General features: G+C 71.7%; 27 protein-coding genes and 2 pseudogenes. 11 read left to right on the top strand and 18 right to left on the bottom strand.

Annotation, left to right across the window (positions count from 1 at the left end; translation table 11 throughout):
- Positions 1–127 precede the first annotated feature (127 nt).
- Together IEJ02_RS00135 and IEJ02_RS50680 are read left to right on the top strand one after the other, a co-directional pair.
- Positions 128–523 (top strand): hypothetical protein, encoded by a 396-nt coding sequence (locus IEJ02_RS00135; RefSeq protein ID WP_191062737.1) that lies wholly within the window; start codon positions 128–130, stop codon positions 521–523.
- Between the two features lie 181 nt (positions 524–704).
- Complete coding sequence (locus IEJ02_RS50680; RefSeq protein WP_369075638.1) at positions 705–1,373, top strand: AAA family ATPase; 669 nt, start codon at positions 705–707, stop codon at positions 1,371–1,373.
- On the opposite strand, the gene IEJ02_RS00125 is transcribed toward IEJ02_RS50680, so the two are convergent.
- The gene (locus IEJ02_RS00125) at positions 1,295–2,020 is read right to left on the bottom strand and encodes a dienelactone hydrolase family protein (RefSeq protein ID WP_191062735.1); all 726 of its coding nucleotides are present in this window, start codon (positions 2,018–2,020) and stop codon (positions 1,295–1,297) included. The two genes, IEJ02_RS50680 and IEJ02_RS00125, sit on opposite strands and share 79 nt — an antisense overlap.
- 318 nt (positions 2,021–2,338) lie before the next feature.
- Between IEJ02_RS00125 and IEJ02_RS00120 the strand changes: the two genes are divergently transcribed.
- Positions 2,339–2,728 carry a hypothetical protein gene (locus tag IEJ02_RS00120; RefSeq protein WP_191062734.1) on the top strand — a complete coding sequence of 130 codons (390 nt, stop codon included), beginning with the start codon at positions 2,339–2,341 and terminating at the stop codon, positions 2,726–2,728.
- An 83-nt stretch (positions 2,729–2,811) separates the two neighbouring features.
- Here IEJ02_RS00120 and IEJ02_RS00115 read toward each other — a convergent pair whose 3' ends face one another.
- The 5 genes and pseudogenes from IEJ02_RS00115 to IEJ02_RS00100 form a co-directional block, all read right to left on the bottom strand.
- Positions 2,812–3,687: a universal stress protein gene (locus IEJ02_RS00115; RefSeq protein WP_191062733.1), complete on the bottom strand. Its 876-nt coding sequence runs from the start codon at positions 3,685–3,687 to the stop codon at positions 2,812–2,814.
- A gap of 99 nt (positions 3,688–3,786) precedes the next feature.
- On the bottom strand, positions 3,787–4,677 hold the full coding sequence (locus IEJ02_RS00110; protein WP_191062732.1) for a universal stress protein: 891 nt from the start codon (positions 4,675–4,677) through the stop codon (positions 3,787–3,789).
- 170 nt (positions 4,678–4,847) lie between these two features.
- Positions 4,848–5,504, bottom strand: a complete 657-nt coding sequence (locus IEJ02_RS00105) for a substrate-binding domain-containing protein (RefSeq protein WP_317985678.1) — start codon at positions 5,502–5,504, stop codon at positions 4,848–4,850.
- Between the two features lie 36 nt (positions 5,505–5,540).
- Positions 5,541–5,645 (bottom strand): annotated as a pseudogene (locus IEJ02_RS50675) (hypothetical protein); the annotation flags it as partial.
- A gap of 131 nt (positions 5,646–5,776) precedes the next feature.
- Positions 5,777–6,715 carry a LysR substrate-binding domain-containing protein gene (locus tag IEJ02_RS00100; protein ID WP_191062730.1) on the bottom strand — a complete coding sequence of 313 codons (939 nt, stop codon included), beginning with the start codon at positions 6,713–6,715 and terminating at the stop codon, positions 5,777–5,779.
- 209 nt (positions 6,716–6,924) lie between these two features.
- On the opposite strand from IEJ02_RS00100, the gene IEJ02_RS00095 reads away from it, so the two are divergent.
- Together IEJ02_RS00095 and IEJ02_RS00090 are read left to right on the top strand one after the other, a co-directional pair.
- Positions 6,925–8,418 (top strand): MFS transporter, encoded by a 1,494-nt coding sequence (locus IEJ02_RS00095; protein WP_317985677.1) that lies wholly within the window; start codon positions 6,925–6,927, stop codon positions 8,416–8,418.
- A gap of 181 nt (positions 8,419–8,599) precedes the next feature.
- Entirely contained in the window at positions 8,600–9,292 is a 693-nt protein-coding gene (locus IEJ02_RS00090) for a response regulator (RefSeq protein WP_191062728.1), read from the top strand.
- A 74-nt stretch (positions 9,293–9,366) separates the two neighbouring features.
- Here the strand turns inward: IEJ02_RS00090 and IEJ02_RS00085 are convergent, their stop codons facing one another.
- The 4 genes and pseudogenes from IEJ02_RS00085 to IEJ02_RS00070 all read right to left on the bottom strand — a co-directional run.
- The gene (locus IEJ02_RS00085) at positions 9,367–9,822 is read right to left on the bottom strand and encodes a cyclic nucleotide-binding domain-containing protein (RefSeq protein ID WP_191062727.1); all 456 of its coding nucleotides are present in this window, start codon (positions 9,820–9,822) and stop codon (positions 9,367–9,369) included.
- A gap of 161 nt (positions 9,823–9,983) precedes the next feature.
- A complete protein-coding gene (locus IEJ02_RS00080) occupies positions 9,984–10,421 on the bottom strand; it encodes a pyridoxamine 5'-phosphate oxidase family protein (protein ID WP_191062726.1) in 438 nt (145 codons plus the stop codon).
- Positions 10,418–10,915, bottom strand: coding sequence for a hypothetical protein (locus IEJ02_RS00075; protein ID WP_191062725.1), 498 nt, complete (start codon positions 10,913–10,915; stop codon positions 10,418–10,420). Before IEJ02_RS00075 ends, IEJ02_RS00080 begins: the two co-directional genes overlap by 4 nt.
- A 127-nt stretch (positions 10,916–11,042) precedes the next feature.
- A pseudogene (locus tag IEJ02_RS00070) lies at positions 11,043–11,336 on the bottom strand (hypothetical protein); the annotation flags it as partial.
- Positions 11,337–11,346: 10 nt separating this feature from the next.
- Here IEJ02_RS00070 and IEJ02_RS49670 point away from each other — a divergent pair.
- Positions 11,347–11,475 (top strand): hypothetical protein, encoded by a 129-nt coding sequence (locus IEJ02_RS49670; protein ID WP_263407887.1) that lies wholly within the window; start codon positions 11,347–11,349, stop codon positions 11,473–11,475.
- Between the two features lie 38 nt (positions 11,476–11,513).
- On the opposite strand, the gene IEJ02_RS00065 is transcribed toward IEJ02_RS49670, so the two are convergent.
- Positions 11,514–11,936 carry a pyridoxamine 5'-phosphate oxidase family protein gene (locus IEJ02_RS00065; protein ID WP_191062724.1) on the bottom strand — a complete coding sequence of 141 codons (423 nt, stop codon included), beginning with the start codon at positions 11,934–11,936 and terminating at the stop codon, positions 11,514–11,516.
- Positions 11,937–11,992: 56 nt separating this feature from the next.
- Between IEJ02_RS00065 and IEJ02_RS49665 the strand changes: the two genes are divergently transcribed.
- A complete protein-coding gene (locus IEJ02_RS49665) occupies positions 11,993–12,463 on the top strand; it encodes a hypothetical protein (protein WP_263407886.1) in 471 nt (156 codons plus the stop codon).
- Positions 12,429–14,129 carry a sensor histidine kinase gene (locus IEJ02_RS00055; RefSeq protein WP_317985676.1) on the top strand — a complete coding sequence of 567 codons (1,701 nt, stop codon included), beginning with the start codon at positions 12,429–12,431 and terminating at the stop codon, positions 14,127–14,129. The genes IEJ02_RS49665 and IEJ02_RS00055 overlap by 35 nt, the downstream gene beginning before the upstream one ends.
- Before the next feature lie 31 nt (positions 14,130–14,160).
- Here IEJ02_RS00055 and IEJ02_RS00050 read toward each other — a convergent pair whose 3' ends face one another.
- From IEJ02_RS00050 to IEJ02_RS00035, 4 genes are all read right to left on the bottom strand, one after another.
- A complete protein-coding gene (locus IEJ02_RS00050; RefSeq protein WP_223863174.1) occupies positions 14,161–15,780 on the bottom strand; it encodes a type 1 periplasmic-binding domain-containing protein in 1,620 nt (539 codons plus the stop codon).
- A 5-nt stretch (positions 15,781–15,785) separates the two neighbouring features.
- Positions 15,786–17,954 (bottom strand): hypothetical protein, encoded by a 2,169-nt coding sequence (locus IEJ02_RS00045; RefSeq protein WP_191062723.1) that lies wholly within the window; start codon positions 17,952–17,954, stop codon positions 15,786–15,788.
- A gap of 200 nt (positions 17,955–18,154) precedes the next feature.
- On the bottom strand, positions 18,155–18,421 hold the full coding sequence (locus tag IEJ02_RS00040) for an IclR family transcriptional regulator (protein WP_191062722.1): 267 nt from the start codon (positions 18,419–18,421) through the stop codon (positions 18,155–18,157).
- A 14-nt stretch (positions 18,422–18,435) separates the two neighbouring features.
- Positions 18,436–19,044, bottom strand: coding sequence for a TetR/AcrR family transcriptional regulator (locus tag IEJ02_RS00035; protein ID WP_191062721.1), 609 nt, complete (start codon positions 19,042–19,044; stop codon positions 18,436–18,438).
- A gap of 69 nt (positions 19,045–19,113) precedes the next feature.
- Here IEJ02_RS00035 and IEJ02_RS00030 point away from each other — a divergent pair, with 69 nt between their 5' ends.
- A complete protein-coding gene (locus IEJ02_RS00030; RefSeq protein WP_223863173.1) occupies positions 19,114–19,560 on the top strand; it encodes an SgcJ/EcaC family oxidoreductase in 447 nt (148 codons plus the stop codon).
- Positions 19,561–19,683: 123 nt separating this feature from the next.
- Here IEJ02_RS00030 and IEJ02_RS00025 read toward each other — a convergent pair whose 3' ends face one another.
- The 3 genes from IEJ02_RS00025 to IEJ02_RS00015 all read right to left on the bottom strand — a co-directional run bounded on the left by IEJ02_RS00025 (position 19,684) and on the right by IEJ02_RS00015 (position 22,224).
- Positions 19,684–20,226, bottom strand: a complete 543-nt coding sequence (locus tag IEJ02_RS00025; RefSeq protein ID WP_191062720.1) for a class I SAM-dependent DNA methyltransferase — start codon at positions 20,224–20,226, stop codon at positions 19,684–19,686.
- 108 nt (positions 20,227–20,334) lie between these two features.
- Positions 20,335–21,231 (bottom strand): N-acetylmuramic acid 6-phosphate etherase, encoded by an 897-nt coding sequence (murQ, locus tag IEJ02_RS00020; protein WP_182473116.1) that lies wholly within the window; start codon positions 21,229–21,231, stop codon positions 20,335–20,337.
- 45 nt (positions 21,232–21,276) lie between these two features.
- Complete coding sequence (locus IEJ02_RS00015) at positions 21,277–22,224, bottom strand: MurR/RpiR family transcriptional regulator (RefSeq protein WP_191062719.1); 948 nt, start codon at positions 22,222–22,224, stop codon at positions 21,277–21,279.
- 214 nt (positions 22,225–22,438) lie between these two features.
- On the opposite strand from IEJ02_RS00015, the gene IEJ02_RS00010 reads away from it, so the two are divergent.
- Together IEJ02_RS00010 and IEJ02_RS00005 are read left to right on the top strand one after the other, a co-directional pair.
- A complete protein-coding gene (locus tag IEJ02_RS00010; protein WP_191062718.1) occupies positions 22,439–23,434 on the top strand; it encodes an N-acetylglucosamine kinase in 996 nt (331 codons plus the stop codon).
- 8 nt (positions 23,435–23,442) lie between these two features.
- Positions 23,443–25,008 (top strand): sodium:solute symporter, encoded by a 1,566-nt coding sequence (locus IEJ02_RS00005; RefSeq protein ID WP_275560014.1) that lies wholly within the window; start codon positions 23,443–23,445, stop codon positions 25,006–25,008.
- Positions 25,009–25,190: the final 182 nt, after the last annotated feature.

Genomic DNA, 25,190 nt, shown 5'->3' with positions numbered 1-25,190 from the left:
TGATCTGACCATGCTTGTGGCGAGAAGTCGACCTTCATGACTGCGGTTGATGAAATGCGTATCGGCGTTCAGGACTCATGCGGCGCGTAGGTCCTCTTGGCGAGTCCGATCACGATGGCGATGTGTCGTGCCCGCTGCACGAAGCGGCCGCGCTCCTCACCGACAACGCCGGGCTTCGGGCCTGCTACGTCACCCGTGCTCTCGACCCGCAGGGAGAACGCGCCCCCTGATCCGGCCGGTCTCCGTCGGCCCCGTCTACAGCCTGCGGGCGTGGCACCAGCAGCAGGCCATCGTCCGCAACACCAGCGCACTGGCTGTCCAGCCCGGTCTGCCCGATGCCCGCGGCCGCATCCTCACCGAAGCCCTGTTCCTCGAGGGACACCTCGCCGGGGCCCGCGCGAACGGCCTCAGCCCCGAGCTGATCGAGGCCCTGGAGCGGACCGTCGACCCCAGCCACGAGCTGGCCGTGCTCCTGGCCACCGCCGCCCGCACCACCACCGAGCCGGAGATCACCGACCACTGAACCCCGTCACCTATGTCCTCGGTGCCGCCGACCGGATCTGCCGCGTGCTGGACCAGCTCACCGCCCCGTACGAGACGGCCGCGACCACCAGCACGACCCCGACGGACACCACCGCCTGAGCAGCACCTGGAACTCCCGGCCCCGGCCACTGCGGCCGGGGCCCCTTCCGCTGAAGGCCCCGATGCAACCGATGACCCTGCCTGCCGGCACCTTGTGTGCCCTGGTCGGCCCGCCCGGCTGCGGCAAGTCGACCCTCGCCCTGCGATACCCCGCCAGCTGGCGTATCTGCCTCGATCTCTTCCCGCTCGCCGCTACCGACTTTGAAGCCGACCAGATCGCAACCCCGGTCGCAGCCGAGATCCAGAACCTGCTCCTGGACGCCCGACTGGCCCGGGGCCTCATCACGCTCCTCGACTCCACCAACGTCATGCCGCACGTGAGAGCCGGACTGCTGGCCCGCGCCCGCTGCTGGCAACGCCCCACCGCAGCAGTCCTGTTCGACGTCCCGCTCGCCACGGTGGAAGCACAGAACGCCTCCCGCGACCGAGTGGTTCCGGCCCACGTCGTACGTGAACTCCATGGGCTGACGCCCACCCGCGAACAGCTGCTCGCCGAAGGCTTCGGCACCTCGTTCGGCTGCCTGCACCTCCCCACGGGCCCGGGCGGCGGGCCGATCCCGCCAGCCGCTGACCGCGTCGAGGGTGAGACCACCGGAGCCGGTGGCGGTCGACGGGCCTGGCCCGCGGCCCGGAATCGCGGTTGTCGACCAGATCACTCCGTTACGGTCAGGCACTCGGCGAGCAGGTCGACGACGTCGTCCCAGGCTCGCTGCGCGTGCCGTGGGTGGTAGCCGACGCCGGAGACCACGGGGTGGTCAACCGGCGGGTGGTGGAAGGCGTGCAAGGCGCCGCCGTAGACCACGAGGCGCCAGTCGACGCCCGCGGCCTGCATCTCGGCGGTGAACGCGCCCCGTTGCGCGGGCGGCATGATCGGGTCTTCCGACCCGACCCCGGCCCACACCGGGCAGCGAATGCGCGCCGCCTCGCCCGGTCGGCCCGTGGTCAGCGCGTTGACTGTCCCGATCGCGCGCAGGTTTACGCCGTCGCGCCCGAGTTCCAGCACGACGGCGCCCCCGGTGCCGTAGCCGACGGCGGCGATCCGGTCGGGGTCGGTCCGCGGCTCGGTGCGCAACACGTCGAGCGCCGCATGACCGATGCCCCTCATCCGGTCGGGGTTGGCGAGCAGCGGCATGCAACGGGCCAGCATCTCCTCGGGGTCACCCAAATAGCGCCCGCCGTGCAGGTCGAAGGCCAGCGCTACGTATCCCAGCTCGGCGAGTGCATCGGCCCGGCCGCGCTCGACGTCGCTGAGCCCCATGCCCTCTGGCCCGAGCAGCACCGCGGGCCGGCGATCGACTCCGGCTGGGAGTGCGAGGTGCCCGATCATCGTCAGACCGTCGGCCGGGTACTCGACCGTGCGCGTTGTCATCGTCGTCATGCGACTGGACAGTAGTGATCGTCGAGTCCGGTCGGGCCGCTGTTCTGCCGCTGGCAGAACAGCGCGGGTGTTCCTCTGAAATGCGGCGATGGCTCACGATCCGCCACGAACCCCGTTCCCTCGGCAGCGGTTTCGGATCACCTGCCCTGGCCACGGTGCTGGAGGTGGACCTGCCAGTTCTTCCGCCGGGGCATACCCCGCGCCGGACGAGCAGCCATCGGATGCGCCTTCGGTCGCCATAGGGCGCACGCCGCGGCGGCCGGATGCCTCACCGTCCGGGGCACGGTCGCGCTTCTCGCGCCGCTGCTTCTCACCCCGGTGTCCTGGAGCGTCATCGGTGTCGTGGCGGCGACGGGCGCGGCCGTGACCACGGCGCTGGCCGCCCGGTCCCGCGTTCACCGGGCACGCGAACTCCGGGAGACCGAGAGACACTGGGCGGCCTGGGGATATGGGACCCCGGTCCGGTCCGCCTCCTCGCGGTGCCGCGCTTTCCTGATATGGCTGCTGCCCGGACTCGTCGTGGCGACCGCGGTGGCCGTCGCGGTCCTGTGGACGGGGCAGGCGAACCCGGGCCGCGTGGCCGTGGCGGCGTTGACCGCGGCGGGCGTCGTCGGCCTGTTCCTCGTCGTCGCCATCGTCGAGGTGGCCCGGCCACACGCACACGCCGTGCGCCGTGGCAAAGCGCCCACGGGGTCGATCCGGCCGTAGGGGCTCGGGACCGTCATTGAGGCGGAGCGCGTGGACGAGGGCCCGGAGCGGGCCCTCGTCACGGTCCGGCGCACCGAGAGCTTTCAGTCGTGCGGTACGACGGCCACCGGAACGGTGGAGTGGTGGAGCACCGCGTGCGCGACCGGGCCGATGTGCGTACCCGGGACGGAACGGTGTGTTCGACGGCCGACCACCAGCAGCCCGGCCTCGGCGGTGGCCCGCAGCACGGCCCCGGCCACGAACGCCAGATCGATCGTGCGTTCCACCGTCACCCGCGGGTACTTCTCCCGCCACGGTTCCAGGGCCGTCTCCAGCTCCCGGTTCACCTGGCTCTCCAGATCGCCGTCCAGGTAGCCGGCGGGGGCCGTGGCGAGGCCGTACCCGTAGTCGGACGACGGCAGCTTGCGGACGTGCACGGCCCGCAACGTCGCCCCACGGGCGGATGCCGCGGCGAACGCGAAGTCCAGCAGCGGACCGGGGGCCTCCTTCAGATTCTGGAGCGCGACGACGACCTCGTCACCCGGCCGCTCGGCGGCGGACCGTTCGTTCGCCCGCACCATCACCACCGGGCACGTGGCCCGGGCGAGGACCTGCTGGCCGACGGAGCCGAGCAGGAAGCCGGTGAGGCCGCTGAGCCCACGCGAGCCGAGCACCAGCATCTCGGCGCCCTCCGCCCGCTCGAGCAGCGCTGTGACGGCCGTGGTGGATACGTGCTCGGCGGTGAGCGGAAGGTCCGGGTGGCGACCGTTCAGTTCCCTCTCGGCGTCGCGCAGGATGCGCTGCGCCCAGTGCCGCACGGTGTCCTCGCTGTCCGGGGTGGGAAGATCGCCGGTCCCCCGGAGCCAGGCGTGCACCAGGCCCAGCGGCAGCCCGCGGCGCCGGGCCTCGCGGGCCGCCCAGTTGGCCGCGGTGAAACTCTCGGGGGAGCCGTCGAGCCCGACGACGATGGGGCGAAGCATCACATGTACCTCCGCGTGTGAAGGGGTGTGCGGTGGTTGTTCCGCGCCGGGGAGATTCACCGCTCGACGGTGGTCGGGCGGATGGGTGGAGGCGGGGTGTCAGCCGTGCGCGATCACTGCGACCGGCGCGGAGGAGTGGTGCAGTACGGAGTGGGTGACCGGACCGACGCTCGGGCCGGGCCTCGGGCCGTGGGTGAAGCGGCCGACGACCATCAGGACCGCGTGGGCCGATGCGTCCACCAGGTGCCCCGCGGGGCTGCCGACCACGGCCTGTTCGCTCACCTCGACGCCGGGGAACTTCGCCTGCCACGGGCGCAGGACGTCAGTCAGCTCGCTCGCGATCTGAGCCGACTGTCCGGTGCCGAAGAGGGCCGGGCACCCGGAGGCGGAGGACGGGCTCCATCCGTGGATGACGCGCAGTGTCGCCGCCCGGCGGGCGGCGGCGTCGAACGCGAAGTCGAGTACCGGGGCGGCGGGCCGCCGGAGGTCGAGCCCCAGCACCACATCGCGGCGCGCGAGGCGCGGAGAGGCGGTGGCGGCCGCGCGGGTCCGACGGTCGCCTCCACGGTCGGCCCCGCCGGTCCGTACCAGGACGACGGGCGGTTCGGCCCGGGCCACGACCGACAGCGCCACGGAGCCGACCAGAAGCCCGGTGACCCTGCTCAAGCCCCGTGAGCCGAGCACCAGCAACTCGGCGTTCTCGGCGGCCGCCAGCAGCGACGGCACCGGTTCGCGGGCGACCTGCTCATGGACGACCCGTAAGCCCGGGTGGCCGCGTCGCAGCCGCGCCGCGGTGTCGCTCGGCAGGCGCTCGGCCCATCGGGTCAGCGATTCGACTCCGGTGAGTGGCGCGTAGGTGAACGAGTGCCAGTCCAGCGCGTGGACGAGGCGCAGCGGCAGTTCGCGGCGCTGGGCCTCGCAGGCCGCCCAGTCCGCCGCGGCGAGGCTCTCGGGTGAACCGTCCAGGCCGACGGTGACAGTACCGGGCATGGTGCGGACCTCCTTCCGGGACGCGCCTCCACCCTCTCGACGGGGACGGGGTGGCGGGATGGGCCCCAGGTCCCCTGAGCGCGGCCGACCGGCCCCATGCCGTGCCCGCTCCGGGTGGGCTCGGCTCGAGTTCCCTCAGGGCCGGCCGGGGCGTTCGGCCGCGGCGAGGGCTATGCGCTCCAGACGGTCGGCGAGGGGGTGGGGCGCGCGTGCGGGGTGGACGAGGACCAGGGGGACCGGCGGCGCGTCGGCGATGGCGATGTAGCGGACGTCGGGGTGTGGGTGGGTGCGTGCGGATTCCGGGAGGATCCGACGCCCCGGTCGGCCGCGACCATCTCGATCCACTCGTCGTACGTGCGGCAGGTGACGGCCACCTCGGGCCGGGCCCCGGCCGGCCACATGGTGGGGCCGACGGTGCCGCTGAGCTTGTTGACCACGAGGGCGTGGTCGGCGAGTTCCGCCCCGTGCAGACGCCTGCGGCGGGCGAGCGGGTGGCGGAGGCCGACGGCCGCCACGCGCTCCTCGGCGCCGAGCTCGACGATGCGCAGGCGATCGCCGGACGGGGGTGTGCCGTAGAGGACCGCGGCGTCGGTGTGTCCGGTGGCGACGCCGGCCGTGCGCTCGTCCCTGCGTACGAGTTCGACCCTTCCCCCGGTCGCCTGCTCGAATTGGGTGATGAGGTGCCGCGCCAGGCCGCTGGGCAGCAGCCAGGTGAAGCCCAGGCGCAGGGTCCGCTGGGAGCTCACCGAACGCAGGGCGGAGTCCACCTGCGGGAGCAATGAGCCCATTTCGGCATGGAGGCGGTGTCCGGCTTCGGTCAGGCTCACCCTCCGGGTGGTGCGGTCGACCAGGCGAACTCCCAGTGCCGTTTCCAGGCGGGCGAGAGAACGGGTCAGCGTGAGCTGGGTGACCCGGCACCCGGCCGCGGCGCGAGAGAAGTGTTCCGTGGCGGAGATCGCCGCGCCCACCTACATGCTGAAGGTGCTTCCCGGGTACGACGGGGGCCGGCGCATCTGCGAACTCGGTCCGCTGAAACGGGGCGCCTCAGGACGGGGGCCGGTCCACCACGGAATCCATGACCGACCGAGACGGTGCGGTCTCACCCCGTTCTCTCGGGACGGGTTCCCGCGACCCCCGCACGTGCCGGTTCGGCCGGCCAGCGGCGGGTGCCGTGGATGGAGCGGATGCGGTCGGTGTGCGCGAGGATGGCGGTGGTCAGCGCCTCGACGGGTTCGGCGGGGGCGTGCGGGTTGGTGAGCAGGACGAGGTCGAGTTCGCCGAGTTCGGGCAGGCCGGCGCTGCCGGGGAGCTCGACCAGGTCGCCCGGCAGGAGGCTGCGGACGAAGATCGCGAGGCCGAGCCCGGCGCGGGTGGCGGCCAGGACGGCGTTGACCCCGCGCGCCGTGCAGACCACGCGGTACTTGATGCCCGCCTGCTCCAACGCTTGCACGGCCAGGTCCCGGCTGGGACTGGGTGCCTGGTACACGATGAGCGGCACCGGCCGTTCCTCGTCCCACCGCGGGCCGGTTCCCTCGGCGGCTGCCCAGACCAGCCGGTCCCGGCGCACCAGCCGGCCTCGCCCGTCTCCGGCGTTCGTCTTGACGAAGGCGACGTCGACGTGGCCGGATTCCACTCTGCGTTGCAGATGTACCCCTTGGGAGACGGTGAGGTCCAAGGTGACACCGGGGTTGAGGTGCCGGAAATCCCGCAGGATCCGCGGCACTTGGGTCAATGCGAGATCGTCGGTCACTCCGAATCGCAACCGGCCCCGCACCCCTGTGCCGGTGAAGTAGTCCGCCGCCTGGGCGTGTGCGGCGAGGATGGAACGGGCGAAGCCGACCATGGCTTCCCCGTCGACGGTCAGCACCACGCTGCGCGTGTCCCGGACCAGCAACGGCCGCCCCACCGCCTGCTCCAGCTTGCGAATGTGCTGGCTCACCGTGGGTTGCCCGAGGCCCAGCGCCGCCGCGGCCTGAGTGAAGCTCAACGACTGTGCCACCGCGAGAAATGTTCGCACTTGCTCCGGAGGGAAGACCATGGGCTCCGATGCTAAGCGCTCTTATCGCGATCCACAATAAGAATTATTGGATCAATTCGCTTCCTAAATTGATGGAGGGGTCACAACGATGGAAACGCAGACCCGGCCAATGAAGGAGGCATTCCACGATGACCAGGGCGGCCGACGGACGCGGGCAACCCCACACCCGGCCGACACCACTCACCCCGCGAAGGCAACGAGATCCCGGGGTGGGCAGCACCCAGCCCGCGGTATGCGACAAGGCGACGGAGCACACCCCGCCCAGGAAGCGGGGTGCCGTCGTCGTCGCTCTCATGCTGGCCATGGCGCTGGCGGCGCTCGACTCCACCGTCGTCTCCACCGCCGTTCCGCAGATCGTCGGCGACCTCAGCGGCTTCTCCGCGTTCTCGTGGCTGTTCTCCGGCTATCTGCTCGCCGTGACGGTCTCCCTGCCCGTCTACGGCAAGCTGTCGGACACCTTCGGACGCAAACCCGTGCTCATCGTGGGCGCGGCCATTTTCCTGCTCGGCTCCCTGCTGTGCGCCACTGCCTGGAGCATGGTGGCGCTGATCGCCTTCCGCGTCGTACAAGGACTCGGCGGCGGCGCCCTCCAGGCCACGGTGCAGACGCTCGCCGCCGACCTCTACCCCTTGGCCGAGCGACCCAAGATCCAGGCACGGCTCTCCTCGGTCTGGGCGGTGTCGGCGATCGCCGGCCCGGCTCTCGGCGGCGTCCTCGCCGCGTACGCCGACTGGCGCTGGATCTTCCTGGTCAACCTGCCGGTCGGCGTGGTGGTGCTGTGGCTCGTCGTCCGCCACCTCCACGAGCCCGGCCAGCGACCGGCCGACCGGCCGCCCATCGACTGGGCGGGCGCGTGCGCGGTCTTCGCCTGCGGGGGAGTGCTGCTCAGCGCGCTGGTCCAGGGCGGGGTGGCCTGGCCGTGGCTGTCGGCCCCGTCCCTCGCCCTGTTCACCACCGGACTCGCGCTCGCCGCGCTCGTGGTCGTCGTCGAACGGCGGGCCCGCGAGCCCATCATGCCCGGCTGGGTGTGGCGCCGCCGCCCCATCGCCGCCGTCAACCTGGCCCTCGGCGCGCTGGGCCTGCTGACGGTGGCCCCCAGCCTCTTCCTCCCGACATACGCCCAGTCGGTTCTGGGCCTGGGACCGGTGGCCGCCGGATTCGTCCTGTCCGTGTGGACGCTCAGCTGGCCCGTCTCGGCTTCCTTCAGCCAGCACGTCTACCGGCGCATCGGCATCCGCAACACCGCGATGCTCGGCATCGGCGCGGCCACGCTGCTCCTGTTCGCCTTCCCCCTCCTGCCGTACCCGGGCCAGGCGTGGCAGCCAACGGCCCTGATGCTGCTGCTGGGCGCCGCGCTCGGGCTGTTCCAGCTCCCGCTCATGGTCGGCGTCCAGTCGACGGTGGGGTGGTCGGAGCGGGGTACGGCCACCGCCTCCGTGCTCTTCTGCCGCCAGACCGGCCAGACGATCGGCGCATCGGTTTTCGGCGCGATCGTCAACGGGGTGCTGGCGGCGCGGCTCGTGGGCATGGGCGACCTCGATTCGGCGGCCCGGGCGCTCCACGCCGGGACCGCGCCGGAGGTGGCCCGGCGGGCCGTCTCGGACGCCGTCCGCACCGTGTACCTGGGCGCGGGCTGCGCGGCGGCGCTGGCGTTCCTGGTCCTGCTGTTCCTGGCGCCGCGCCGCTTCCCGGCCACGGACTGACGCCGGCCCGCGGCCGTACCGGTCACTTCGGCCCGCGCGCTCCGGCCGGCGCGGCGGCGCGGGCGGAATGGGGCCGACCGGCCCTGGTACTTCGGCCCGAATGCGCGAAAGATCTCGGTTCGGTGCCCGATCCCCACGCGATCGGGCGTCGGCGGAACACGGAACCCACAGGGAGATATCCATGGCGGACAGCGAGCGGCCGGGACCCGGCAACCCCACCCGGGTCTTCCTGCTGGACGACCACGAGGTGGTACGGCGCGGTGTGCGCGACCTGCTCGACGACGAACCGGACATCAGCGTGGTCGGTGAGGCCGGGACGGTGGAGCAGGCCCTGGTCCGCGTCCCCGCGCTGCGACCGAGGGTGGCCGTTCTCGACGTTCGCCTGCCCGACGGTGACGGCGTGTCCGTGTGCCGGGAGTTGCGCTCGCGCATGCCCGAGCTCGCCTGCCTGATGCTGACCTCCTTCGACGAGGAGGAGGCCCTGCTGGACTCGATCATGGCGGGCGCCTCCGGGTACGTCCTGAAGCAGATCCAGGGCTCGGACCTGGTGTCCGCGGTACGCACCCTGGCCGACGGCCAGTCCCTGCTCGACCCGAGCGCCACCACCAGGCTGATGGCCCGGCTGCGCGGCGGTCAGCGGCAGGAGGAGGAGCCCGACGCTCTGCCCGGCCTGACGCAACGGGAGCGCGAGATCCTGGCTCTGATCGGCGAGGGGCTGACCAACCGCCAGATCGGTCAGCGGCTGTACCTGGCCGAGAAGACGGTGAAGAACCACATCTCCCGGCTGCTGGCCAAGCTCGGCGTGGAACGTCGTATCCAGGCCGCGGTCATCGCCACCCAGGCCCAGGACCGGCAGCGGCGGGAAGGGCGCTGAGGACCGAGGCCGGTGGACGCCACGACTTCTCGACGGACTTCCTCCGCGCTCTCCCCTCGTCGCCTTCCGCCCGGTCAGACGGCGCTGCCGGCGCCGTACGGGGCGTAGAGGTCCAGCAGCCGGGTCCTGGCACAACGCAGCCGGTGGGCGAGCACCTCGCCGACCCACTGGGTGACGGCCTGGCCGAGAGCCGGGTCGTCCTGGCACATGGAGCGGATAGCCGTGGCATCGAATTCGTAGGCCCGCACGGGTGTCGTCGCCGTGGCGCCCAGATGCCACACATGCGGTGCGAACAGCCAGGACCAGCCGACGAGTTCGCCTGCACCCAGCGTCTCTATGACGGCGGTACGCCGACCGGGCACCTGCGTGTCGAGCTCGACCGAGCCGGTGCGAAGGATCCAGAACCGGTCCGCGCGGGCACCTTCGTCGAACAGGCGTGTTCCCTGCGGGAAGGACACCTCCCGGGGGAGGCGCATGAGCCGTCGCCGGTGATCGGCGGGCAGTGCGCGCAGCATGGTGGGGGTGTTCATGACCTGCCTCCCGGACGGTGTTTGTCAATCTGCCGCCTCCAGCGTGCGGCAGTGGCCGGGCCCGGACGAGGGGCCATCGGGGTCGTAACGCGGGCCACCCGGCCCCGTCGTGGATCGCCGCGCGGTGGCCGTGAGGCGTCCGCCACCGGGACGCGGCCGCCTCACACCCCCGTCGGCTCCAGCCGGTAGCCGGTCACGAAGTCGGCACGGATGCGGACCACGTGCTCCATCTCCGTGTTGATCCAGGGCGTGAGCTCGGTGCGGTAGCGGGCGATCGTCAGCGGATCCGTGACGCGGCTCGCGGTGCCGGTGACCATCACGCTCCAGCCGGTGTGCGTGGCCTCGTCGATCTGGTCGGCCTCGTACACCACCACCTCGGACGCCGACGCGGTGGCCAGGAGCGCGGCACCGGCGTGGGTGCGGATGACGATGTCGCCGTCGTCGTTCACGAGGTGGTTGACCGGCCGGATCACCGGGAGCGCCTGGTGGGTGAAGCCCACCCGCCCCATGGACACGCGCATCAGCAGCCTGAGCGATTCCCTCCGGTCCAGCTCCACCATACGAGTGCCGGGAACGGGAGGAAGAGGCTGAACGGTCATGACCGTTCCCGGGATACGGTCCCGTGCAGGGCACCCCGCGGCCAGATCACCTCGACATCGGCCCCGTGGCTGCGCGCGTAGGCCACCAGATGCGCCGTGACGTCGCGGCCGTGGGACGGCGAGCCGTCCCACACCGCGAGCACGCGGGCGCAGTGGCGCAGCAAGCTCTCGTCCGCGGTCACGCACGAGCCGCGGTCGCCCGGGTCGTACTCCACCAGCCGCACCTGATCCGACAGCAGCAGCAGTTCGCCGGCGGCCCTGCGGTCGAGCCCGGCCAACTGCGTGGGCACGCCGTTCCGCGACGGCAGGACCGTCACCAGGGCCAGTCCGGCCCTACGGGCGGCCCTCCCGAACGCCGTCGGCAACCCCTTTCCGGCGCGGACCAGACCGGCTCTGCCCGCCCGGGCGAACTCGGCAAGCCGCGCCCGCAGTTCCTCCTCCACCAGCACGAGCGTCGACGCGCTGAGATCGGGATGGCCTACGACAGCGATCATCCCCGACTGTCCTTTCTCCTCACCGCCCACTGGTCCGCTTGATCGTCCCCGGGGCCGGGCACGGCGCGCCAGAGCCGGGCGGAACGCGGAAAGGGCCGGTCGGTCCTTGCGGAGCGCCGTCCCCTACGTGGTTGGTGCCCGCGCCCATCGCGATCATCGAACGGCCCCGGGTGCGCTCGGTGGTGACCGGCCGGCCGCCGATCCGGCACACGGGTACGCCGCGCAGCATGACCGAGCCGCCCTCGGTGGTGCCCACGCCGAAGCGGGGCAGGGCCACCGTCACGGTGTCCTCCGCTCGCTCCACCAGGCTGAGCTCGGGATCCGTGGCGCCGAGGTCGAGGTTCCAGCGGCCTCGCCCGATCTCCCCTGACCGGAAGCCGAGCGAGTCGCCGGGGACCACCGGCTCGCCGGTGGCCCGGTCCTTCTTCCTGGTGCCCACCGGCCGCGGCCGCCGGCTCGGCTCGCTCACCCCCGCCGACGCGGAGAACGTCCTGAACTTCGTGTACGACGTGGGCCTGACCGTGCCCGCCAAGCGGCGTGGACGGTCCCGGTCCCGGTGACACGAGTGTCCTTGAACGCGCTTGCCCGTCGCGCGCGGTCAGTCTGCGCCGCGCGTGCCGGAAACCTCCCGGCCGGTGACCATCTCGGACTCGATGTGGACGAAGACATCATCGTGCGTGACCACCCAGGAGCGTGGGCCGACCCGCGAGAGCCTTTCGTGTTGGGCGGGGTCGGTGACCACGGTTGCCCGGCCGGTGACGACGACGCTCCACCCGGAGCGGGTCGCGGCGTCGAAGTCGTCGGCCTCGAAGGCCACCACGACCCCGTCGACGGCGTGCACGAGACCCGAGCCGGCCGAGGTGCGCAGGAGCACGGAGGAGTCCGCGTCCAGGGAGAAGTTGACCGGGAGCACCGCGGGCAGCGCCTGCCGGGTGTACACGACGCGACCGACCGGCACCTTGGCCAACAGGCGCAGGCACTCCTGCCGATCGAGCACGCGAAAGCCTTCGTTGTGGAACATCAGTCCATGCTGCCTTCCCCGGCCGGGGCACCGTTAGGGCCGTAGGGCCTCTGTCCATGCGCCCGCTGTTCCAGCCGGGGCGCGCGGACGACCTCGTACCGGACCTCGCGATCCGGCCGGACGGGAAGCCGGGGACCGCCGGGCCGGATGGTGAGGCCGGATGGCCCACCCTCGGCGGACTCGGCGTCGTCGGCGCCGCGGGTGGCCTCGGAGGCTTCGTTCCGCCGCTGGTGATGGGCTCGCTGTACGGCGCGTACGGCTCGTACGCCCTCGGCCTGGTCCTGCTCGCGGTGGTGGCGGCCGCGGCGCTCGCCTTCACCGGTACGGGCGTGCGCCACGCGGTCACCCGGCGGGGGCCCTCGACCGAGGCGGTCCGTGCCCGGGGCGCCGTCGATCCGCGTCCACGCGTCGGGCATTCTGGTGAGGTCGGCGTGAGGGAAAAGGGGAGCAACTGTGGTGGACGAGTGCGGTCAGGGGCCCCGCGATACCCCGGTGTCCGGGGCCTTGCCCCAGTTGCGGCTGGATGAGCTGCTGGAGGGTCTGCAACAGCAGGTGGCGCAGGTGCGGTCGGCACGCGACCGCATCCATACGCTGCTGGACGCGGTGCTCGCCATCGGCTCCGACTTGGAGCTGCAGGTGGTGCTGCAGCGCATCGTGGAGTCGGCCGTCAGCCTGGTCGACGCGCAGTACGGGGCGCTCGGCGTGCTGGGTGAGGAAGGCACGATCAAGCAGTTCCTCACCGTCGGCATCGACGAGGAGACCATCGCGGAAATCGGTCACTACCCGCGCGGTGAGGGCATCTTGGGGCTGCTGATCCGCCACCCGGAGCCGCTGCGCCTGGCCAGTCTGGCGCGGCATCCCTCTTCCGTGGGTTTCCCGTCCGGGCACCCGCCGATGACCAGCTTCCTCGGCACCCCGATCAAGGTGCGCGAGCAGGTCTTCGGCAACCTGTACTTGACCGACAAGCAGGGCGCCGCGGAGTTCGACGCCGACGACGAGGCGGTGCTGCGCACCCTGGCCGCGGCGGCCGGTGTGGCGATCGACAACGCCCGGCTGTACGACGACGCCCGCCGCCGGCAGCGGTGGCTGGCGGCGAGCAACGAGCTGACCCGCACCCTGCTGTCCGGCACCGAACCCGCCGCGGTGCTGGAATCCTTCACCGCCACCCTGCGCGAGATGGCCGGTGCGGACCTGGTCACCCTGGCCATCCCGGTCGGCGACAGCGGGGAGCTGGTCATCGAGGCCGCCTCCGGAACGGGCGCGGAGGACGCGCGCGGTCTGGTACTGGGCGCCGCGACGCTGGCCGCGAAGGTCTTCGCCTCCGGGGAGACCATCACCAGCGACGCGGTCAGCGCCGATCCGCGCGCCACCGGTGGCAGCGCCGCGATCGTGGAGCTGGGCCCCGCGTTCTTCGTTCCCCTCGGCACCCGCGACCATGTGCGGGGCGTGCTGCAGGTGGCCAACGTACCGGGCGGCCCGGTCTTCACCGACGCCGTCATCGACATGGTGATCGGGTACGGCAACCAGGCGGCGCTGGCGCTCGAGGTCGCCGAGCACCGGCAGGACGCCGATCGCATGCTGGTCCTCAACGACCGTGACCGGATCGCCCGCGATCTGCACGACCTCGTCATCCAGCGGTTATTCGCCGGGGCGCTGACCTTGCAGTCCGCGCTCGGCCGCCTCGCCGACAGGCCGCAGGTGGGCGAGCGGGTCCAGCGGGTGGTCGACGACCTGGACGACACCATCAAGGTCATCCGCTCCACCATCTACTCGCTCCGCGAGCAGGAACGGTCCCGGAGCGAAGGGCTGCGCGCCCGGCTGGTGGCGGCCATGGAGAGGGCCGCCGAAGCCCTGGGCTTCGCGCCCGCGCTCCGCATGACCGGCCTGCTGGACACCAACGTCCCCGCCGGTCACGCCGAGCACATGCTGGCCGTGGCCGGTGAGGCCCTGTCCAACGCGGCCCGGCACGCCCAGGCCACCGCCGTCGACGTCAGCGTGGAGGTCACCGACACGGCGCTGCGGCTGAAAGTGGCGGACAACGGCCACGGCGTCGACCCGGCCGTCACCCGCCGAAGCGGCCTGGCCAACCTGAAGCGACGCGCCGAGGAACTGGGCGGCTCGTTCTCCCTCCGCCCGAACGAGCCGACCGGCACCGTCGTGGAATGGGCCGCGCCGCTGCACACCGCCCCGTGACATCCCGGCCGCCGTCCGGCCGTCGCGCTGTTCAGGGAACGCGGCTGGGAATCACACAGTTCTTCGGCTGTTCCCGGCCGGTGGGCCAGCCCAGACCGACGAACTTCAGCTTGCCGCGGCCTCCCCGGCCCGGATCCAGCTGGACCACCGCCACCGGTTTGTCGTACGCGTTCCCGCTGCTGGTCAGGCAGATCAGGCCGCTCGTACCGCGCACCCGGTGCCGGGACTGGAGCAGCGACCACTGAGCGCCGACGTCCTCACGGCTGGGCACCGCCCCGGCGCCTCCCTCCTGCGCCTGGTGCAGCGCCTTTCCGATGGTGATGAGGCCGTCGTACACGAGCATCGTCCGGGAGTCCTCCAGGTTCGGGGTGGAGCCCAGGTCGATGCCCTCCTCGCGTGTTGTCTCGATGCGTTTCCTCAGGGTGTCCAGGGCCGCCTTCGGCTCGGTGAGGTACTGGGGGAGTTCCGCCTTGGTGGGCTCGCGGTCGTGGTGGGCTCGCCACTCCCGCTTCCAGTCGGCCAGCGCGGTGCTCCAGGCGTCCGGGTGCGCGGGGGCGGCGTACTGCACCGTCACCTTCGCCTTGCCGTCCGCGCCGCGCAGCTGTTGCCAGTCCTTGTCCGTCATGTCCTGCCGCAGCGAGGCCGCGTCGGAGCCGCTGACGATCGTGTAGTGCCGGTTCTGGCAGTCCACCTGCGCGAGCTTGAGCGCGAAGATCCGCAGGTGCAGGGTGCGGCCCGCGAAGTAGATGGTGCTGGCGCCGGAGTCGCATATGTTGTTGGCCGTCTGGGTGAACTGGTTGCCGGTCGAGCCGGCCTCGTCGATGGCCGGGGACTCGAAGGGCATCGCGGCGGGACCGGGCGGGCCCTTCTCGTCGATGCCGCTGAACGCCTTCGCCAGCGACTCGTTGTAGGCGTCGCCGCGCTTGTCGTAGACCAGCACCGTCCTCCGGTTCTCCCGGCCCCGTTCGCCGCTGAAGTTGGCCAGGGCCTGGGCCGCGTCGTGGTTGGTGGGGATCAACCGGGCCAGGCCGGGGAACCGCAGCTCGGCCGTACCGTCCGTCCGGTCCTCGTTCGCGATCCCGTCCCCGCTGATCCGCGAGGCGAGGACCGGGACCTTGTGCTTCGTCAGCCGCTTGACCGCCTCTCGCGTGTCATCGAGGCTGAGGTTGAAGCCCGTGACCGCGCGCAGCCGGTCCTTGGGCGAGTCGGCCATCCGCAGCAGGGTGTCCACGACCTTCTGCTGCTGCTTGTACGCCCGTCCGGGGTTGGCCAGCACCAGCCGGATCCTCGGCGGTTCGCCCTCGCCCTCGTTCGCCTGCCGCTGCCCCAGGTACGCCCCCTGGAGGTCGCTGAGCATCTGCCGGCGCAGCGCGACCTTGTCCGACTGGAGTGGCAGCATCACCGCCACGGTGACATGTGGCTGGCCGTCGATCCTCTTGTTCTCGCGTGCGATGGCCCGGGAGACGTCATGGATCTCCGGTGTGCGGAAGTCGTAGCCCTCGCCGTTGACGCCGACGCACTCGCCACCGGTCCGCTCGACCCCGTCGGCGCAGGTGTCCGGCTTCTGGATGAAGTACAGCACGAGCCACACACACGCCGTGGCCGCCCCCACGGCCAGCAGCGCATAGAGGATCTTCTTCCATCTGGGCATCCCCGTTACCCCCTTCGCCCCAGTTGTTCGGTGCAGGCGCAGCGCAGCAATGGTTGCTCGTTCGCCGCCAGCCCGCTCCAGTAGGTGGCCACCTTGCCGAGCTGTGCCGCCCCGTCGAACTCCATGATCGAGAGAAGCTCCAGCAGCTTGGCCAGTGTGCGGGCCGTCTCCTGCCCGGTCGGCCTGGTCCGTTCCTCGCACAGCCACACCGCGTGCAGCAGCTGGTCGACGGTGCGGCGCAGCGCGGGTCCCTCCGGCGTCACCAGGCCCTGGGCGCGCTCCCGCCGGGCGTCCGCGCCGCCCGGATACGGTGCCTGGGCGATTTCCAGCAGCTCCGCGCACCACTCCCGGGGGCGCCCGGGCAGTGTGGCGGCCAGATGGTCGGCCACATCGTCCGTACCGCCGGAGACCAGATGGTGGTTCATACGGTGTGCGATGACCGAACCGAACGCCCCACTGTCCGGCGGTCTCCCGTCCGCCGCCCGTTCCGCGTAGTGGTCTCGCAGGAGGTGGTGGTCGGCGTACCAGGCGGCGCCGTCGGGGCGCAGCCCGTACAGCCGGTGCACCAGCATCTGGCGCAGTCCGAAGTCCCCCACGAAGTGCCGTTCGCAGCTGGGCCATCCGGTGTCGGTGAGCAGCTTCGACACCTGGTGCGCGGTGAGGCGGTTCACATGGCCCGACTGATGATGCCGCAGCAGGACATCGGCGCATTCCTCGTCGTGTGCCACCGACAGATGGGTGAGCAGATCCAGCCACTCGTCGCGGTGCTCGGTCGGCAGCCCCACCGGCAACTGGTCCATGAGCAGTTCCTGGAGCAGCACGTCCGCCACCGGCCGCTCGGGGGCGCTGTCGCCGGGGAGCCGCAGTGGGGCCTCCAGCAGGTCCCGGTCGTTGGCGTCGGCCGACATCCGGAAGGCGGCGGCGGCCTCGGCGAGCCGGATCACCGTGTGCGGCCGGCCGCCGCTCAGCCGAGCCACGGCGGCGTCGATGCGACGGCGGCGCGCGCCGCCCTCCGGCTCCCCGCGCGTCTGTCTGCGCTCGGTCTCCCGGCGCAGCTGGTCCCCGGTGAGGAACGGCATCCGCAGCAGGAGCACCCCGTCGGCCAGCGGAGCCCGTTCCGACCCTCCGCCCAGGCGCCGGGACCACTCGGGCGGGCCGCAGTCGGAGGGGCGGAACTCCGCCGGGGACACCACCTCCTCCGGCGGCAGGCCGCCGTGCAGGAAGGCGCCGCCGTCCGCCCGGCGCGCGGTGCCCACGATCACTACGCGGTCGCGTTGCCCGCCTCGGCGGTCGGTGAGCACGGCGCGCAGCAGCCGTTCCCCCAGCGACGACTCGGCGTGGTCCAGCAGCAACGCCGGACGGCCCACCCGGCGCAGCCAGCCGGACGCCGACGCGTAGGCCGCCTCCAGATCCTCGCGCAGCGCCCGGAAGAGGAAGCCCTCCGCCAGCTCCCGTGCCTCGCCGCGGGCCTGGAAGTCGGCGGCCAGATTGCTCAGCCCATGCATGGGCTGGCCGGCCGCGCCGGGATAGCCGCCGTAGATGCGCTCCAGTTCCACCTTGCCCCGGGGCGCCAAGGACTGGAAGAGGGCTTCCAGCAGCGCGTTGCCCACTGCCGCGGAGTACGTGTCGAGCGCTTGCCCGGCCATGGCCGTCAGGAGGTTCTGGAGGGATCCGGAGATCACGCCCTTCCAGAAGTCACCCGTCCTCAGACCGGGCAGGCGCCGCTTCTGGGGCAGCTCCTCATACCGTTCGACTTCCGTCGCGACCGCAGCGGGGGTACCTCCCGCGGCGCCGGTCGCGATCACCGCGAGGCCCGCGAAGAGCCGGGGGAAGGCGAACGAGCCGCCCGTCCCCTGCCAGGTGCACAGCCGCCGGGCCATCTCGACCAGGGCCTCGGTCGCGGCCGAGCGGGCGCCCGGCTCCGGTCCCGCCCGGTGCGCGTACACCGGCGAGCCGCAGTCCAGACGGACTACCGGCACCTTGGTCGCGAAATGGTCCTGCACCGCGTGCAACAGCCGTCCCTTGCCCATGCCGGGCCCACCGGTGAGCAGCACCACCGGGAGGTCGGGGCCGTACAGCGGATCGCGGCCGGCGCCCGACGGTGACCGCCCGAGCAGATGCGAGAAGAAACCCTCCTCGCCGAGCAGCTTCTCGAACCCCAAGTCCTCACGCACGAACTCCTCCCCCGTGGAGTGCTCTCCCGCCCGGGATCGGGCGGCTGGCGCTGATGAGTCAGGAAGATTAGTGGAAAGTTCGACCGATTTTTGTAGACAATGATAAATCCCTGGGGGGAGTTGACGGATCGGTCGTGGCGGCATATTGCGGCCGGCGCCGCAATCGTGGCCGCGCTGTTATCCCCGGTGTCGTACGGCGTTCATGGCGATGTGCCGGGCCCGCGGGCGGCCGATCGGCCGCCCGCGGGGCGAGGACCCGGGAATGTCAATGCCTCACGGACGCTGACGATCGGTGCCGTCGGGGCCCATCGCGTGGCGACCCCGGAGATCCCCTCGGCGTATGCCTCCTCGTTGAGGGCGTAGCCCGGCCCGCGGATCTCCGGGAAGAGCGCTTTGAGTTCGCTCTTCGTGCCCAGGCTCCGCGCCGTCACCGGGGGCGGCACCTCGTCGGGGAGCAGGCTGTCCATGGCCGGTGAGGTCGCTACTCGCCCAGCACCGCGGCCGCGAGGGTCTGCTTGAGCCAGGCCTCATAGTCGTCGTAGGACCAGCCGGCGTCCGCGACAAGGCTGTCATGGACACCGGCGCTCAGCAGGGCGACCGCGATGTCGGCGGCACGCGGGTCGATGGCGTGGCCCGAGGTGCGGATGCGGTCGATGATCATTTCGACGCCGAGGCGGTGACGCCGCCCGGCTTCGTTCTGCGTGGCCGCGATGTCGGGGTCGACCGCGGCGCCTGACGCGAGGATGGTGACGATGTCACCGCAGCGTTCCCTGACTTGACGGCCGGCCTTGGCCAGCATGCCGAGCAGTTCGCCCGAGTCCGTCATTCCCTCCGAGGCTGTCATCAGATCGGGGATGCCGGCTTCGTCGTCCAGCAGGTCGACGAGTCCGGTGAGCACACCAGCCTTCGAGCCGAAGTGGGCGTAGATGGTCTGCGGCGCGACGCCGGCCTCTTGGGCGATGAGGCGGATCGGCGTACGGGCATAGCCTCGCTCGGCGAACAGACCGCGTGCCGCGTCAAGGACCGTGCGGAGCGTCAGCTCCTCACGCCTGTCACGCAACCGGACGATGCCGGGCAGGTCGGATGGCATGTATGCTCCAGCTAGAACGTCGTTCTAAGTAGTAGATCGAAGGTCTAAGTTAGCAGGAGTGAAGACGTCATGACCATTTCCATGCCTGTCGACGAGATACTCGCCGGGATGACGCACGCCTGGAACGCGGGTGACGGGGCCGCCTGGGCCGCGCACTTCGCGGAGGACGCGGACTTCGTCGACGTAGTGGGTCGCGTCCAGCGCGGCCGGGACGTGATCGCCACGGAGCATCAGAAGATCTTCGACACCGTCTACCAGGGCAGCCGGCTCGCGATCCGGTGCCTCGACAGCCGCCAGCTCGCGGACGGCGTCCTGCTCGTACACACCGTCTCGACCCTGCGGGTTCCCGAAGGACCGCGAGCGGGGGAGTGGCATGCGATCCAGACGAAGATCGTGCGGGACGGAAAGATCCTGGCGTTCCACAACACCGGGCGGATGGACCTGGCGGACTTCGTGGGAGACGACGAGGGCTTGGCTCGCCGGTCTCCTCAGGAGTGGCGGCGACAGGACTCCTAGTTTCCGCGCTGCGGCGTTCGGGATCGTCGCACTCCGGGCGCAACCTGCTGCGTGACCGTCCGGTGGGGTTGGCCGACGCGCTCCGGCACGCGCTGCCCCGAGTGCGGGCCCGGCGGCGGGCGGTCAGAGCCTGCGGTGCACGGAGACGGCGTACTCGCCGCCGGTGTAGGGGTTCCGGGACCAGGTCGCGTACCTGGCTTCGAGGGTGAGTCCCGCCGCGCGGCAGTGAGCGTCGTAGTCGTCCAGCGTGTAACCGCGGTCCAGGGAGAACCCGGCGACGAGGCGCCCGGCCGGCCGGATGTGACTCGCCGCCCCGGCCACCAGGACCGGTTCCGTCCCCGGTGGGGTGAACAGGGGGACGTTGCCCGCCATCACCACAACGTCGAACGACTGTCCGAGGTCGAGTCCCACCAGGTCGCGCTGGTACCAGCTGATCCACGGCGCCCGGCGCCGGGCGGTGGCGAGCATCGACGCGTCGACGTCCACGCCCGCCACGGCGATCCCGTGGCGGGCCAGCTCGATGGCCACCCGCCCGGTGCCACAGCCCGCGTCGAGGACCGTGGCCGGCGCGAAGGAACGGACCAGCGCGGCTTCACCATGGACATCGCCTCCCTCGACGGCGATGCGGTCGAACCGGGCCTGGTACTCCTCACCGTTCCACGTCATACGATCACCATGGCACACCCGCTTACGACGGCCGGACCGGCCGGCCACCGCCGGCTGGAGGCTGCCACCGGCCACGTCGTTCACCTTGGTTCAGTCGTTCGCCTCGGCTCATGGGTGGCCCACGGCGGTGCGCGTGTCGCCGTGCGCCAGGTTCAGGCGCCGGGCCGCCTCCTCGGCGGTGCAGCGGGCGAGCAGCATGACGATGGCCGTCTTGGCATGTCCGTCGGCGGCTCGCAGTGCCTCCGCGGCGGTGTCGGCATCGGTCCCGGTGGCTTCGACGACGATGCGTCGGGCCCGGTCGACGAGCTTTTCGTTACTGGCCCGGACATCGACCATGAGGTTCCCGTAAACCTTGCCGACCCGCACCATCGACGCGGTCGAGAGCATGTTGCAGACCATCTTCTCGGCGGTGCCGCCTTTGAGCCGGGTCGATCCGGTGAGAACCTCGGGGCCGGTGGGGACCTCGATGGGGATGTCGGCGTAGCGGCTGACCACCGTGTCGCGGTTGCAGGCGACCGACACGGTGACGGCACCCTGGGCGGCGGCGTGCTTCAGTCCACCGACGACGTAGGGAGTACGGCCGCTGGCGGCCAGCCCGACGACCGTGTCGCGGTCGTTCACACCGATCTTCTCGAGGTCGTCGACCGCCCTCGCGGGTTCGTCCTCGGCCCCCTCGACCGCCATGACGAAGGCGCCCGGGCCGCCGGAGAGCAGGCCCACGACCTGATCGGGGGAGGTGCCGAAGGTCGGGGGGCACTCGACGGCGTCGAGCAGTCCGATGCGGCCGCTGGTGCCGGCGCCGAGGTAGATGAGCCGTCCGCCCCGCCGCAGGGACTCGGCGACCGCCTCGACGGCGGCCTCGATCTGCGGGAGGGCGTCGCGGACGGCGAGGGCGACGGTCTGATCCTCGGCGTTCATGACCGAGAGCAGTTCGGAGACCGGCATGCGGTCCAGTTCGGTGGTCCGCTCGTTGCGAGCCTCGGTGCCGAGTGTGCTCAGGTCCACGGCGCGGGCGTCCTTTCGGAGAAGGTGTTGGTCGGCGAACGGGGTTCAGCCGTCGGCCGGGGTGCGGCGCTGGGCCTGCGGGCGCCGGCGACGCTGGACGGCCCCGTAGGTCTCCTCCAGGGCCGTGGTCGTGGCGTCGAAGGATCGCTGGGCGACGCCGACGAACAGGCAGTCGATGAGCGCGAGTTGGGCGATGCGGCTGACGGTGGCCCCGGAGCGGAAGGGGGTCTCCCGGGCGCGGGTCGTCAGCACGACCTCCGCGCTCTGCGCGAGGGTGGAGCGCGGGACGTTGGTGAGGGCGATGGTGGTGGCGCCGCGTTCGGCGGCGGCCCGGAGGGGCTCGACGGTGTCCTCGGTCTCCCCGGAGTGGGAGATGGCCAGGGCGACGTCGCCGGGCCCGAGGAGGGCCGTGGCGGTCAGGGCGGCGTGCCGGTCGGTCCAGACGAAGGCCATGTGACCGATGCGGTGGAGTTTCTGGTGCAGGTCCTGGCCGACGAAGGCGCTGGCGCCGACGCCGAATATGTCGATGCGGCGGGCCTGGGCCACAGCGGTGACGGCGCGGCCCAGCGCCTCGACGTCCAGCCCCGCACCGGTGTCCTCCAGAGCGCGCACCTCGTTGTAGATGATCTTGCCGACGATGTCGCCGAGTGTGTCCGTGGCGCTGATGTCGGTGCCCGGTACGGGGCGCTCGCCGCCGAGAGCGTGCTCGCGGGCCGCGGCGGCGGCCAGGGCGAGGCGCAGCTGCGGGTAGTTGGGGATCCCCACGGCCCGGCAGAAGCGGGTCACCGTGGCCACCGAGGTGTCGGCCCGTTTGCCGAGCGCGCTGATGGACAGCTCCGACGCCTGAGCCGGGTCGGCCAGGGCGATGTCCGCCACTCGCCGTTCCGCGGGGGCCAGGGACGGAAGTGCCGCGCGGATGCGCGCCAGGGTCTCGGCGGGGGAGGTTTCCTCCGCGGGCCGGGCGGCGGTGCGGGGTGGTTCCCGGCGGGCCATGGGTCGCTCCCTCCTGAGTGGCTGGGCCACACGCTAACCGCGCCGCAAGGGGAAGGTCAAAAAGTTACGGAAAGAATCTCGCGAGGTTAGTTATTGACATGTGGAGGTCGGCCTTCTGATACTCGCTGGACCGCGATCCGCGCCGGTCACCGATCAGCCACCTGCCCCGTGACCGCCCGATGCGGCGGATCCCCACCGACCGAAGGCATGCCGTATGACAGCAGCGATAGCGGTGGACCTGGGCAAGACCGGCTGCCGTGCCGTCGTACGGGCCGACGGTGCCGGTCCCGCCCGTACCGTCCATGAGGTGCCCGGAGCTCCTGGGCTCGCCGCCGAAAACGGGGTGGCGACGGCCCGTGCGGCCGTGCGCGCCGCCGTCCTGCCGCTCCTGGAACGGGACCCCTCGCTCCGGCCTGCCACGGTCTGCGTCGGTGCGGCGGGGGCGGCCGCCGCACCCGAGGCGGCCCGCGCCCTGGCCGTCCGGCTCCTGGAGGACCTGCCCGTGCATGAGGTGGCCGTCACCAGCGACGCCGTCACCGCTCACGCGGGCGCCCTGGGCGGTCACGTGGGCGTGGTGCTCGCGATCGGCACCGGTTCCGTCGCCGTCGGTATCGGGGACGACGGGTCGTACGCCCGGGTCGACGGCTGGGGTCCCTGGCTCGGCGACGAGGGGGGCGGCGCCTGGATCGGTGCCGCCGGATTGCGGGCCGCGCTGCGCGCTCACGACGGGCGCGGACCGGCCACCGCGTTGCTGGCCGCCGCCGTCGAGCGCTTCGGCGACCCCGACCGGCTGCCCTCGGCCGTCAGCCGGGACGGCAACCAGGCCCGCACCATCGCGTCCTTCGCCCCGGACGTGGCACGGGCGGCCGCCGAGGGTGACGCGACGGCATCCGCGATCGTCCGGGATGCCGCCGGAGCGCTCTCCGAGGCCGTACTCGCCGCCGCCCGCCGAATCGGCGGCGACGCCCACGCCGTCACCGTCACCGGCGGACTCACCGGCCTCGGCGAACCGCTCCTCGGTCCGCTGCGGTCGGCGCTCACCGGCTCCCCGCACCCCCTTAAGTGGCGGTCCCCGCTCGGGGACCCGCTGGACGGCGCGGGCCTGCTGGCGCTGGACGCGTCGGCACCGCACGAACCCCACGTCGCCCGTGTAAGGCGGGCGGCGCCCATCGTCCCCGCCCCGCCGTTGACATCGTCGGCCGCTGTTTAGGAGTGAGCGTGCGCCAACTCGACCTCGTCGTGGTCGTCGTCTATCTGGTCGCCATCGCGGTGATCGGACTGCGGCTGGCCGGCCGGCAGAAGACGTCGAAGGACTATTTCGTCGGTGAGAGCCACGTGCCGTGGTGGACGGTCTCGTTCTCCGTGGTGGCCACCGAGACCAGCGTGCTCACGGTCATCAGCGTGCCCGGCGGCGCTTACAGCGGCCAGGCCTTCGGAAACGTCGAACTCGCCTTGGGCTACGTCATCGGCCGCGTCGTCGTGGCCATCGTGCTCATCCCCCTCTACAAGCGTGGCGGGTTCGTCAGCGCCTACCAGTACCTGCGTGACCGGTTCGGGCTCAAGATGCAGGGGCTCGCCTCGGTGACCTTCGTCTTCACGCGGCTCCTGGCCGAGGGGGTGAGGCTGTTCGCCTCCGCGCTCCCGATCAAGCTGCTGCTCGATGAGTTCGGACTGCACGTCGGCTACCGGGTCATCATCGTCGTCCTCACGCTGATCACCGTCGTCTACACCTACCTCGGCGGCATCAAGGCGGTCATCTGGACCGACGCCATTCAGATGGGTCTGTACCTGGGTGGCGCGATCCTCGCCATCGCGGTGCTGTCCAGCCACGTCGGTGGTGCCGGCTTCGCGGACGCCCTGCACTCCGGCAGGTTCCAGCTGTTCGACACCGACTTCGGGCTCGCCCACATCCTCACCAGCCCGTTCGCCCTGCCGACCGCGATCGTCGGCGGTGCCATCTTCGCGATGGCCAGCCACGGCTCCGACCAGCTGATCGTCCAGCGCATCCTGGCCACCCGGACCCTGCGCGACGGCCAGAAGGCCATGATCGCCTCCGGTGTCTTCGTCACCGTCCAGTTCGCCGCCTTCTCCCTGGTCGGTGCCCTGCTGTGGTCATACAACCAGGGCCGCAGCTTCAAGGAGCTGGGCCTGGCCAGCTCCGACAACCTGTACCCGGACTTCATCCTCCACGGCCTGCCCGTCGTGGTCTCCGGTCTGATCGTGGCCGGAATCCTCGGCGCGGCGATGGGCTCGTTGTCCTCGGCGCTGAACTCGATGTCGAACTCGACGGTCGCCGACATCATCCACAGCTTCTTCCGCAGCGCGCCCACCGAGGAGTTCCTGCTCAGGCTCGCCCGGGTGATGACCCTGGTGTGGGCAGTGCTGATGGCGGTGTTCGCCTGCGCCTTCAGCACCAGCACCGGCAACGTCTATCTCACGGGCCTGACCATCGCGGGCTACACCTACGGCGCGCTCCTCGGCGCGTTCCTCCTCGGACGGCTCGTCAGGCGCGCCAACGAGGCCGACTCCATCGTGGCGTTCGTGGTGACGGTCGCGGTCATGACCTACATCGTGCGCGAGGTGAAGATCGACGTCACGGTGGCAGGGGCCACCGTGCCCACCGCGATCGCCGCCCAGTGGCTGGTCCCGATCGGCGTGGTGGTCACCCTGGTCGTCGGTGGCCTGATGAGCCTGTTCCACCGCGGCCCCGGGACCGCCGGGGCCGCTCGGAGCGCCGGCAAGTCCGGACCCGACCGTGCGGCGGCGGCCGTCGGCCCGGAGTGACGAAGCACGCACCCGGCCCGGTGCGGGGGTCTCTCGGCCCCCGCCCCGTTATGTTTTTCGCGGTCCCGCAAGGGGATCGCTGGCCTCCGGGCCCGGTATGACTTTTGCCCCCTGTCGAAGGCATGACCTGGGGGGTGGTGTCGCCGGGCCTGGGAGGTGCCGTCGGAGACGCTGATCAGAGG

Source organism: Streptomyces sp. 5-10, assembly GCF_014712245.1.
Lineage (GTDB): Bacteria > Actinomycetota > Actinomycetes > Streptomycetales > Streptomycetaceae > Streptomyces > Streptomyces violaceusniger.
Note: the sequence above shows the minus strand (reverse complement) of the source record. Positions and strands in the feature narration are given on the sequence as shown.

What these genes read in the sequence shown, in the direction of transcription:
- IEJ02_RS00125 (WP_191062735.1), bottom strand. Translation starts at nt 2,020, where the DNA reads ATGACGACGATGACAACGCGCACGGTCGAGTACCCGGCCGACGGTCTG.
- IEJ02_RS00065 (WP_191062724.1), bottom strand. Translation starts at nt 11,936, where the DNA reads ATGTTCCACAACGAAGGCTTTCGCGTGCTCGATCGGCAGGAGTGCCTG.
- IEJ02_RS49665 (WP_263407886.1), top strand. Translation starts at nt 11,993, where the DNA reads ATGCGCCCGCTGTTCCAGCCGGGGCGCGCGGACGACCTCGTACCGGAC.
- IEJ02_RS00035 (WP_191062721.1), bottom strand. Translation starts at nt 19,044, where the DNA reads ATGCCATCCGACCTGCCCGGCATCGTCCGGTTGCGTGACAGGCGTGAG.
- IEJ02_RS00085 (WP_191062727.1), bottom strand. Translation starts at nt 9,822, where the DNA reads ATGAACACCCCCACCATGCTGCGCGCACTGCCCGCCGATCACCGGCGA.
- IEJ02_RS00025 (WP_191062720.1), bottom strand. Translation starts at nt 20,226, where the DNA reads ATGACGTGGAACGGTGAGGAGTACCAGGCCCGGTTCGACCGCATCGCC.
- IEJ02_RS00090 (WP_191062728.1), top strand. Translation starts at nt 8,600, where the DNA reads ATGGCGGACAGCGAGCGGCCGGGACCCGGCAACCCCACCCGGGTCTTC.
- IEJ02_RS00110 (WP_191062732.1), bottom strand. Translation starts at nt 4,677, where the DNA reads ATGCCCGGTACTGTCACCGTCGGCCTGGACGGTTCACCCGAGAGCCTC.
- IEJ02_RS00075 (WP_191062725.1), bottom strand. Translation starts at nt 10,915, where the DNA reads ATGATCGCTGTCGTAGGCCATCCCGATCTCAGCGCGTCGACGCTCGTG.
- IEJ02_RS00030 (WP_223863173.1), top strand. Translation starts at nt 19,114, where the DNA reads ATGACCATTTCCATGCCTGTCGACGAGATACTCGCCGGGATGACGCAC.
- IEJ02_RS00100 (WP_191062730.1), bottom strand. Translation starts at nt 6,715, where the DNA reads ATGGTCTTCCCTCCGGAGCAAGTGCGAACATTTCTCGCGGTGGCACAG.
- IEJ02_RS00050 (WP_223863174.1), bottom strand. Translation starts at nt 15,780, where the DNA reads ATGCCCAGATGGAAGAAGATCCTCTATGCGCTGCTGGCCGTGGGGGCG.
- IEJ02_RS00040 (WP_191062722.1), bottom strand. Translation starts at nt 18,421, where the DNA reads ATGGACAGCCTGCTCCCCGACGAGGTGCCGCCCCCGGTGACGGCGCGG.
- IEJ02_RS00115 (WP_191062733.1), bottom strand. Translation starts at nt 3,687, where the DNA reads ATGCTTCGCCCCATCGTCGTCGGGCTCGACGGCTCCCCCGAGAGTTTC.
- IEJ02_RS00015 (WP_191062719.1), bottom strand. Translation starts at nt 22,224, where the DNA reads ATGGCCCGCCGGGAACCACCCCGCACCGCCGCCCGGCCCGCGGAGGAA.
- IEJ02_RS00080 (WP_191062726.1), bottom strand. Translation starts at nt 10,421, where the DNA reads ATGACCGTTCAGCCTCTTCCTCCCGTTCCCGGCACTCGTATGGTGGAG.
- IEJ02_RS50680 (WP_369075638.1), top strand. Translation starts at nt 705, where the DNA reads ATGCAACCGATGACCCTGCCTGCCGGCACCTTGTGTGCCCTGGTCGGC.
- IEJ02_RS00010 (WP_191062718.1), top strand. Translation starts at nt 22,439, where the DNA reads ATGACAGCAGCGATAGCGGTGGACCTGGGCAAGACCGGCTGCCGTGCC.